Origin of the sequence: Gordonia amarae NBRC 15530 (assembly GCF_000241345.1) — a bacterium.
GTDB classification, from domain to species: Bacteria; Actinomycetota; Actinomycetes; order Mycobacteriales; family Mycobacteriaceae; genus Gordonia; species Gordonia amarae.
The window spans coordinates 83,649-93,441 of sequence record NZ_BAED01000052.1; the positions used below are offsets into that span (position 1 = coordinate 83,649).

A 9,793-nucleotide genomic window follows, 5' to 3' on the forward strand; every position below is an offset into this window, starting at 1 on the left:
CACACTGGTGGGTATGCCCGAACTTCCCGAGGTCGGTGCGATCGCCGCTTTTCTCGACGACCGTATCGCCGGCCTGCCCATCCGCCGCGTCGACGTCGCCTCGCTCGCCGTGCTCAAGACCGCCGACCCGCCCTACACGGCGCTCACCGGCCGGACGGTTCTGTCGGTGGGCCGGATCGGCAAATACCTGCTCATCCGGACCGTCCCCGCCGACGACGCCGACGCATCCGACGACGACGAGAACGCCGTGATCTACCTGGTCATCCACCTGTCCCGGGCGGGCTGGCTGCGCTGGAGCGAGAAACTCTCGCAGGTGCCGCCGAAACCGGGCGGCAAGGGGCCCATAGCGCTGCGCGTGCACTGCGGCCTGCCGGGGGAGGGTTTCGACGTCACCGAGGCGGGCACCCAGAAACGCCTGGCGGTGTGGGTGGTGCGTGACCCGAAGGACGTCGACCGGATCGCCACACTGGGTCCCGATGCCCTCGGTCTGGGCCGCGAGAAGTTCGGCGAGATCCTCGCCGGATCGCACGCCCGCATCAAGAACCTGCTCACCGACCAGCGCGTCATCGCCGGCATTGGCAACGCCTACTCCGACGAGATCCTGCACGTGGCCAGGCTGTCACCGTTCGCGAACGCCGACACCCTCGACGAGGTCAAGGTCGACGGCCTGTACGCGGCGCTGCGGTCGGTGCTCACCGACGCCGTCACCCGCCTCGACGAGGCGTCGGTGGCGACGATGAAATCGGAGAAGCGGACGGGGCTGCGGGTGCATGCCCGCACCGGACTGCCGTGCCCCGAATGCGGCGACACCGTCCGCGAGGTGTCGTTCGCCGACCGGTCGTTCCAGTACTGCCCGACCTGCCAGACGGGCGGCAAGGTGCTCGCCGACCGCAGGATGTCCCGGCTCCTCAAATAACACTTCTTACCAGTCGGTAAGATCGCTGCATGACCACCCGCCAGAAGATCCTCATCACCGGCGCCAGCTCCGGCCTCGGCGAAGGCATGGCCCGCCGCTACGCCGCTCAGGGCCGATCCCTCGCCCTCGCCGCCCGGCGCATCGACCGCCTCGACGAGCTCGCCGCCGAGCTGCGGCCGACCGCCGCACAGGTCGCCGTCAGCGAACTCGACGTCACCGACGTCGAGACCGTGCCGGTCGTCTTCCGCAAGCTGCGCGACGAGCTCGGCGGCCTCGACCGCGTCATCGTCAACGCGGGCCTGGGCAAGGGCGCCCCGATGGGAACGGGCAAGGCCCACGCCAACATCGAGACCGTGCAGACCAACCTGATCGGTGGCATCGCGCAGATCGAGGCGGCGCTGGAGATCTTCCGCGAACAGAACCACGGCCATCTCGTGCTCGTCAGTTCGATCGCCGGTGTGCGCGGCCAGCCGAAGGCGCAGACCGCCTACTCGGCGTCGAAGGCCGGTCTGACCGCCATCGGCGAAGGCCTGCAGACCGAGTTCGCCGGCAAACCCATCACGGTGTCGGTGGTCGCGCCCGGCTACATCGAGACCGCCATCAACCGCGGCGTCGACACCAAGCTGAAGGCCGACCTCGACAGCGGCGTCGACGCTCTGGTCAAGGCCATCGACAACGAGAAGCGGTGGGCACCCGTCCCGGCCTGGCCGTGGGTGCCGATCGCCTCAGCCCTACGCCACCTCCCGCAGTCGATCACCCGCTACCTGGGCTGACCCAACCCGAGAAATGGTGCGGCAGGCTCAGGCCTCGCGGCCGCGGTGGCGGCGGTACCAGCGGACCAGCTCGTCGGTGGACGAATCCCCTTGGGCCGGTGGGGCCGCCGTATCGGTGATCACGCCCAGCAGTTCCTTGGCCTGGGTCTTGCCGAGTTCGACACCCCACTGGTCGAACGGGTTGATGCCCCAGATCATGCCCTCGACGAACACCTGATGCTCGTACAGGGCGATGAGCTGGCCCACGACCGACGGCGTGAGCTCCGGCGCCAGGATCGACGTCGACGGTCGGTTGCCGGGCATCACCTTGTGCGCCACCACATGTGGGTCCACACCCTCGGCGGCGATCTCGTCGGCGGTCTTGCCGAAGGCGAGCACCTTGGTCTGGGCGAAGTAGTTGCTCATCAGCAGATCGTGCATCGAGCCCGCGTCGGCGTCGACGATGTCGTCGGTGGGCTGGGCGAACCCGATGAAGTCCGACGGCACGATCCGGGTGCCCTGATGCAGGAGCTGGTAGAAGGCGTGCTGGCCGTTGGTTCCCGGCTCGCCCCAGAAGATCTCACCGGTGTCGGTGGTGACGCGGTGCCCGTGCGCGGTCACCGACTTGCCATTGGACTCCATGGTGAGCTGCTGCAGGTAGGCGGCGAAGCGCGCCAGATCGTTGGAGTAGGGCAGCACCACCCGCGACTGCATATCCCAGAAGTTGGCGTACCACAGGCCGATCAGGCCCAGAATGACCGGCGCGTTCCGCTCCAGCGGCTGGGTGCGGAAATGCTCGTCGACAACGTGGAAACCGGCGAGGAACTCGGCGAACCGCCCCTTGCCGACGGCCGCCATCACCGACAGGCCGATCGCCGAATCCACCGAGTACCGGCCGCCCACCCAGTCCCAGAATCCGAACATGTTGGCCGTGTCGATGCCGAACGCCGACACCTTGTCGGCGTTGGTGGACACGGCGACGAAATGCTTGGCGACGGCGTCAGCGGCGTCGGTGCCGAGCTGGTCGAGCAGCCACGTGCGGGCGGCGGCCGCATTGGTGAGTGTTTCCAGGGTGCCGAACGTCTTGGACGCGACGATGAACAGCGTGGTGGAGGCGTCGAGACCGGCCAGCGTGCCCACCAGGTCGGCGGGGTCGACGTTGGAGACGAAATGGCAACGCGGGCCGTCTGCGTAATGCCGGAGTGCCTGGTACACCATGGCCGGACCGAGGTCGGAGCCACCGATGCCGATGTTGACGACGTCGGTGATCTGTTTGCCGGTGTGGCCCTTCCATTCGCCGCTGCGCAACCGGTCGGTGAACTCGCCCATCGCGGTCAGCACCTCGTGCACGTCGGCCACCACGTTCTGGCCGTCGACGGTCAGCTGCGCGTCGGCGGGCAACCGCAGCGCGGTGTGCAGCACGGCCCGGTCCTCGGAAGTGTTGATGTGCCTGCCCGCGAACATGTCATCGCGCAGATCCTCCAGCCCCACCTCGCGGGCCAGGCTCATCAGCAGTTCGAGCGTTTCGCGCAGCACCCGGTGCTTGGAATAGTCGATATGCAGGTCGCCCACGTCGACCGTGAGTTCGGTGCCGCGCGCGGGATCGACCGCGAACACCTCCCGCAGGTGCATGGCGAACACATGGGGCTGGTGGGCGGCGAGCGCCTGCCATGACTGTGTCGCTGTGATGTCGTCGTTGCCAGTGCCGATGAACCCGGAGACCTCACTCATGGACCCAGCCTAGGTGGTGGACGGCTCACTCGCGCGGGCGCGGCACTACTGGTCAGTAGGGGAAAGGCAGGCGAATTGCCGGATTCCCGTGCCGGTGCGTCCGGGTGCGCGTCAGCGGCCGAGCGGGCCCCGGCCGAGGCGCAGCAGCAGCATCGCCAGGGTGTGACCCTCCTGGCCGAGATCGCTGAACCGGTCGAGGACCTTCACCTCACGCGAATGCACCAGCCGCGGACCACCCGAGGCCATCCGGGCCGCACCGATCTTCTTGGACACAGCCGACCGGCGCTTGACCGCGGCCAGGATGACTGCGTCCATCCGGTCGATCTCCTGCCGCAGCACGTTGATGTCGTCGGGAAGGTCGGCCACCTCGCTGCCCAGGTTATAGGCCGCCGGGTCGAAGGGGACGCCGCTGTCGGCGGCGGAATCGTCAGCGGGTCCGGAAGCGCTGGGGGTGTCGGTCACGCCGCTGATTTTGCCACGTCCCGCGCACAGCTCGCCGCCGGAGTCGACCGTGGCCGCCGCCCGGGCGTGCCGGATGGGCGGCGATGAGAACTATGTCCGAAATCGCTTGTCGCAGGCGCCCGGTAACCTTGATTGACGATGACCACCTCTGCGCGCACCACAGTTTCCGCCGACACACCGGCCCCGGGCGAGGGCCCCGAGCCCGCTCCGGGCGCACACCTGCTCGACGGGCTCAACCCGCAGCAGCGGGCCGCCGTCCTGCACTCGGGTGCCCCGCTCCTGATCGTGGCCGGCGCGGGCTCGGGCAAGACCTCGGTGCTCACCCGGCGGATCGCCTATCTGCTCGCCGCCCGCGACGTCACGCCCGGGCAGGTGCTGGCCATCACATTCACCAACAAGGCCGCCGCCGAGATGCGTGAGCGGGTCATCGACCTGGTCGGTCCGCGGGCCAAGTTCATGTGGGTGTCGACGTTTCACTCCACGTGTGTGCGCATCCTGCGGGCGCAGTCGTCGCTGCTCGGGAGCATGAACTCGAACTTCTCCATCTACGACGCCGACGACTCGAAGCGACTGCTCGGGATGGTCATCGCCGACCTGAATCTCGACCCGAAGAAGTTCAACCCGCGCGGCGTCGGCGTGCAGATCTCCAACTTCAAGAACGAGCTGATCTCGCCCGAGGAGGCGATCGACACAGCCCCCGACGATCAGCCGTCGGCCGCCGACATCGCCCGCATCTACGCTGAGTATCAGCGCCGCTTGCGGGCGGCCAACGCCTTCGACTTCGACGACCTGATCGGGGAGACGGTGGCGCTGCTGCAACGACATCCGGAGGTCGCCGAGTACTACCGCAGGCGGTTCCGGCACGTGCTGGTGGACGAGTACCAGGACACCAACCACGCGCAGTATGTGCTGATCCGTGAGCTCGTGGGTGGTGACGGGGGAACGGTGGCCCCGTCCGAACTGTGTGTGGTCGGTGATGCCGATCAGTCGATCTACGCCTTCCGTGGTGCCACCATCCGCAACATCGAGGAGTTCGAACGCGACTTCCCCGACGCCGAAACGATTCTGCTGGAACAGAATTACCGGTCGACGCAGACCATCCTGTCGGCCGCCAACGCGGTCATCGCGCGCAACGAGGGCCGCCGTGAGAAGCGGCTGTGGACCGACTCGGGCGACGGTGAACTGATCGTCGGCTACGTCGCCGACAGCGATCGCGACGAGGCCGCGTTCATCGGCACGGAGATCGAATCGCTCACCGACTATTCGATCGGCGGATCGTCGAGCTACTCCTACGGCGACATCGCGGTCTTCTACCGCACCAACACGGGGTCCCGGCCACTCGAAGAAGTCTTTGTGCGCCATGGTATTCCGTACAAAGTGGTGGGCGGCACCAGGTTCTACGAACGCAAAGAGGTCCGCGACATCGTGGCCTACCTGCGGGTGGTGGCCAATCCGGACGACTCGGTGAGCCTGCGCCGCATCATCAACACCCCGCGCCGCGGCATCGGCGACCGCGCCCAGGCGTGCGTGGCGGTGCATTCGGAGAACCTGGGCATCTCGTTCTACGCGGCGCTGCTGGAGGCCGCAGAGGGCCGGGTGCCGCTGCTGGGTACCCGGGCCAACAAGCAGATCGCCGGCTTCGTCGAGCTGATCGAGTCGCTGCGCGCCGATCATCTGGAGGCCTTCACCGCCGACGACCAGGCCACCATCGACGCGACCACCGAGGGTGGCGACATCGGTGACCTGGTCGACGCGATCGTCGAACGCACCGGCTATCGCGCCGAACTGGCCGCCTCCAGCGACCCGCAGGATGGGGCGCGGCTGGACAACCTCGACGAACTGGTCTCCGTGGCAAGGGAATTCAGTCTCGATGCGGCGCAGCTGGCCGCCGAGCGCGACGACGCCGAGGACACCGATCCTGAGGGCCTGCGTGAGGGTGAGCCCGAACCCGGGTCGCTCGCGGCGTTCCTGGAGCGGGTGTCGCTGGTGGCCGACGCCGACCAGATCCCCGACGAGGGCGAGGGTGTGGTCACACTGATGACCCTGCACACCGCCAAGGGGCTGGAGTTCCCGGTCGTGTTCGTCACCGGTTGGGAGGACGGACACTTCCCGCATATGCGGGCGCTGGGCGATCCGGCCGAGCTCTCCGAGGAGCGGCGCCTGGCGTATGTGGGCATCACCCGCGCCAAGGAGCGCCTGTATGTGACCCGTTCGCTCATGCGCGCCTCCTGGGGGCAGCCGGTGAGCAACCCGGAATCCCGATTCCTGCAAGAGATTCCGCAGCACCTCGTCGACTGGCGGCGCACCGAGCCGAAGCGTGCTGCGCGGCGCGAGTGGGGATCGACGGGTGGTGTGTTCGGGGACTCGTCGGGGCGGGCATCCCGAGCAGGCTCGTCGTGGTCACCGGATCCCGCGCGTCGTGGCAGCAGCCGCACCGTGGTGAACTACGAGGTCGGTGACCGCAACAACCATCCCAAGTACGGGTTGGGCAAGGTCGTGTCCAAGGAGGGCAGCGGCCCCACCGAACGGCTGGTCATCGACTACGGTCCCGGGGTCGGCCGGATGACGTTCATGGCCATCGGGTTGCCCGGCGACAAGCTCTGACCACCGGATACCGCAAAGCGCCGGCCCCGAGAGGGAGCCGGCGTTTCTGCTGTTCGGGCTTGGTGGCCTATCCGGTGTAGTTCGCCAGCTGGACGCCGTGGCGGGCGAGCCACGGAGCCGGATCGATCTTGGTGTTGCCGTTCTTCCAGACCTCGAAGTGGACGTGCGGGCCGGTGGAGAAGCCCTCGTTGCCGACCAGGGCGATCACATCGCCGGCGGTGACGCGCTGACCGGCGTGAACCAGCACACCCGAGGACGACATGTGGCCGTACATGGTGATGGTGCCGTCATCGGCCTGCAACTGCACCCAGTTGCCGTAACCCGAGGCCGGTCCGGCCTCTTTGATGACACCGTCGGTGACGGCGTGGATCGGGGTGCCGAGCGGAGCGGCCATGTCGATGCCGCCGTGGAAGCTGCCCCAACGGTTGGCGTAGGCCGAGGTGAGTTGGTAGCTGCCCAGCGGCAGCGGCGACTCGAACATCGGCCGGCGGGCCAGAGCCTCGCGGCGGGCCTGCTCGGCGGCGCGTGCCTCGCCGAGGCCGAGCTGGTCGGTGAAGGTACTCAGGTCGGCGGCCGGTGCGGCGGCGGCGACACCGGGACCGAGGTCCGGGGTGGCGGTCGCGGCGACTGCCGGGTCGGACACGTTGGCGGCGGGAGCCGGTGCGGGCGCCTCCGAGGAGGAGCCGACTTGCGAGACGGCGGCGACCGCGGCGCCGGCGGCCACCGCGAACAGCGCGGCGCGGCCGCCCTTGAGCGCGGTGGGCGGGGCGGCGATGCGATGCCGGCCACGGTTACGGCGGGTCTGACCGGTATTGGTGCGGAACGGCCTGTCGTCGGTGGTCTTGGAGCGGGGCAGGCGGATCTCGCCGCTGGTCTCCAGGCTGTAGGTGTCGAGACGGGCACCGGAGGTGTCGGCCGGGTCGAAGGGCTCGTCGTCGACGAACTCGGACTCCGGCAGGAAGATGTCCTGCGTGACCTCGGAGGCGGTCGGACGGTAGTCGTCGTAGTAGCCGCGGCCGTAGTCCCAGCTCTCCGGGGCTTCGGTGGCGGCTGCTGCGCGCAGCTCGTCGATCGGGATGATCGTGGTCATGGCGTCGTCGAACTCGTAACCGTCGATCAGATCGGTACCTGCGGACCCCGTGGACTCCGCCGACGTCGGGTCGACTCGGAACCTACGTCCTGCCAAGTCGTCCACCTTCTCTCTCGTTACCGCTGGCACTGCTGTCCGTCACGGTTCGCGGCGGGCCGTGCCGTGATGACGATACGGCACCAGTTGAGGCTGACTTCAAGTGCCTGCATCACGCCGGTCCGTGATCGTTCCGTGACCTGAGATATGACGGTAACGAAATGGTGGAGCCAAGTCCAACGTTCGGACATATTCAAGGGTGGTATGTGAGCGCGATCACATTGTGATACCGGGCGGCTTGCTAGCTGCAAGTTTGCATGTAGGAAAGTCAAGTCGCATTTGCTGTTCGCAAGATCCCGGTAACCTGCGGGTTGCCTGCGTTGTGACAGTGCGGGCGGCAGCTCTCACCAGGCCGGCCATCCCGACCGACCGAGTGATCTGTCGCACAAGGTGCCGGAGTGATGGATTCCGCGACAACGGGCAGGTTTAAAGTCCGATATGGCCCGCGTTACACCCATATGCGGGCAAACCTACGAGACGGTGAGCTGAATGGATCTCTTCGAATACCAGGCGAAGGAACTGTTCGCCAAGCACGGGGTTCCCACCTCCGCTGGACGTGTGACCGATACCGCCGCAGACGCGCGGGCGATTGCCGAGGAAATCGGCAAGCCTGTGATGGTCAAGGCGCAGGTCAAGGTCGGTGGACGTGGCAAGGCAGGAGGCGTCAAGTACGCCGCCACCCCGGATGACGCGCAGACCCACGCCGAAAACATCCTTGGTCTCGACATCAAGGGCCATATCGTCAAGAAGCTGCTGGTCGCCGAGGCCAGTGACATCGCCGAGGAGTACTACATCTCCTTCCTGCTCGATCGCGCCAACCGCACCTACCTGGCCATGTGCTCGGTCGAGGGCGGCATGGAGATCGAAGAGGTCGCCGCGACCAAGCCCGAACGGCTGGCCAAGGTTCCCGTCGACGCCGTCAAAGGTGTCGACATCGCCACCGCCCGCTCGATCGCCGAGCAGGGCCACCTGCCCGCTGAGGTGCTCGACGCCGCCGCGATCACCATCGCCAAGCTGTGGGAGGTCTTCGTCGCCGAAGACGCCACGCTGGTCGAGGTGAACCCGCTCGTGCGCACGCCCGACGACCAGATCCTGGCCCTCGACGGCAAGGTCACCCTCGACGGCAACGCCGACTTCCGCCAGCCCGGCCACGCCGAGTTCGAGGACAAGGAAGCCACCGATCCGCTCGAGCTCAAGGCCAAGCAACACGACCTGAACTACGTCAAGCTCGACGGCCAGGTCGGCATCATCGGCAACGGCGCGGGTCTGGTCATGTCGACCCTCGACGTCGTGGCCTACGCCGGCGAGAACCATGGCGGCGTCAAGCCCGCCAACTTCCTCGACATCGGCGGTGGCGCCTCGGCCGAGGTCATGGCCGCCGGACTCGACGTCATCCTCGGTGACTCGCAGGTCAAGAGCGTGTTCGTGAACGTTTTCGGCGGCATCACCGCCTGCGACGCGGTCGCCAACGGTATCGTCGGCGCGCTGAACAAGCTGGGCGACGAGGCCAACAAGCCGCTGGTCGTGCGCCTGGACGGCAACAAGGTCGAAGAAGGCCGCAAGATCCTCGCCGACGCGAATCACCCGCTGGTGACGCTGGCCGAGACCATGGACGCCGGCGCCGACAAGGCCGCCGAACTGGCGAGCAAGTAAGGAACGCTGGACATGTCGATTTTTCTGAACAAAGACAACAAGGTCATCGTCCAGGGCATCACCGGCGGTGAGGGCACCAAGCACACCGCGCTCATGCTCAAGGCCGGCACCAACGTCGTCGGCGGCGTGAACGCGCGCAAGGCGGGCACCACCGTCAGCCACGTCGACGCCGAGGGCAACGCCGTCGAACTGCCGGTATTCGCCTCCGTCGCCGAGGCCATCGAGAAGACCGGCGCCGACACCTCGATCGCGTTCGTGCCGCCGGCATTCTCCAAGGACGCCATCATCGAGGCCATCGACGCGGAGATCCCGCTGCTGGTGGTCATCACCGAGGGCATCCCGGTCCAGGACTCGGCCTACGCGTGGGCCTACAACCTGGAGAAGGGTGCCAAGACCCGCATCATCGGTCCCAACTGCCCCGGCATCATCACCCCGGGCGAGGCGCTGGTGGGCATCACCCCCAACAACATCACCGGCAAGGGCCCGATC

Annotated in this window: 7 protein-coding genes and 1 pseudogene; 5 read left to right on the forward strand and 3 right to left on the reverse strand. The window is 67.4% G+C overall.

Annotated elements, in window-relative coordinates; translation table 11 throughout:
- Nucleotides 1–13: 13 nt before the first annotated feature.
- A complete protein-coding gene (locus tag GOAMR_RS15175; protein ID WP_040515432.1) occupies nucleotides 14–916 on the forward strand; it encodes a DNA-formamidopyrimidine glycosylase family protein in 903 nt (300 codons plus the stop codon).
- Nucleotides 917–945: 29 nt separating this feature from the next.
- On the forward strand, nucleotides 946–1,689 hold the full coding sequence (locus GOAMR_RS15180; protein WP_005189562.1) for an SDR family oxidoreductase: 744 nt from the start codon (nucleotides 946–948) through the stop codon (nucleotides 1,687–1,689).
- Between the two features lie 27 nt (nucleotides 1,690–1,716).
- Here GOAMR_RS15180 and pgi read toward each other — a convergent pair whose 3' ends face one another.
- Both pgi and GOAMR_RS15190 read right to left on the reverse strand, forming a co-directional pair.
- The gene (pgi, locus tag GOAMR_RS15185) at nucleotides 1,717–3,399 is read right to left on the reverse strand and encodes a glucose-6-phosphate isomerase (RefSeq protein ID WP_005189565.1); all 1,683 of its coding nucleotides are present in this window, start codon (nucleotides 3,397–3,399) and stop codon (nucleotides 1,717–1,719) included.
- Nucleotides 3,400–3,510: 111 nt separating this feature from the next.
- On the reverse strand, nucleotides 3,511–3,777 hold the full coding sequence (locus GOAMR_RS15190) for a chorismate mutase (RefSeq protein WP_244427428.1): 267 nt from the start codon (nucleotides 3,775–3,777) through the stop codon (nucleotides 3,511–3,513).
- 222 nt (nucleotides 3,778–3,999) lie between these two features.
- Here GOAMR_RS15190 and GOAMR_RS15195 point away from each other — a divergent pair, with 222 nt between their 5' ends.
- Nucleotides 4,000–6,465: a UvrD-helicase domain-containing protein gene (locus tag GOAMR_RS15195; protein WP_005189571.1), complete on the forward strand. Its 2,466-nt coding sequence runs from the start codon at nucleotides 4,000–4,002 to the stop codon at nucleotides 6,463–6,465.
- A gap of 67 nt (nucleotides 6,466–6,532) precedes the next feature.
- Here the strand turns inward: GOAMR_RS15195 and GOAMR_RS15200 are convergent, their stop codons facing one another.
- Complete coding sequence (locus GOAMR_RS15200; protein WP_005189573.1) at nucleotides 6,533–7,660, reverse strand: M23 family metallopeptidase; 1,128 nt, start codon at nucleotides 7,658–7,660, stop codon at nucleotides 6,533–6,535.
- A gap of 480 nt (nucleotides 7,661–8,140) precedes the next feature.
- Here GOAMR_RS15200 and sucC point away from each other — a divergent pair, with 480 nt between their 5' ends.
- Together sucC and GOAMR_RS15210 are read left to right on the forward strand one after the other, a co-directional pair.
- The gene (gene sucC, locus GOAMR_RS15205; RefSeq protein ID WP_005189575.1) at nucleotides 8,141–9,304 is read left to right on the forward strand and encodes an ADP-forming succinate--CoA ligase subunit beta; all 1,164 of its coding nucleotides are present in this window, start codon (nucleotides 8,141–8,143) and stop codon (nucleotides 9,302–9,304) included.
- 12 nt (nucleotides 9,305–9,316) lie between these two features.
- Nucleotides 9,317–9,793, forward strand: a pseudogene (locus tag GOAMR_RS15210) (CoA-binding protein); the annotation flags it as partial.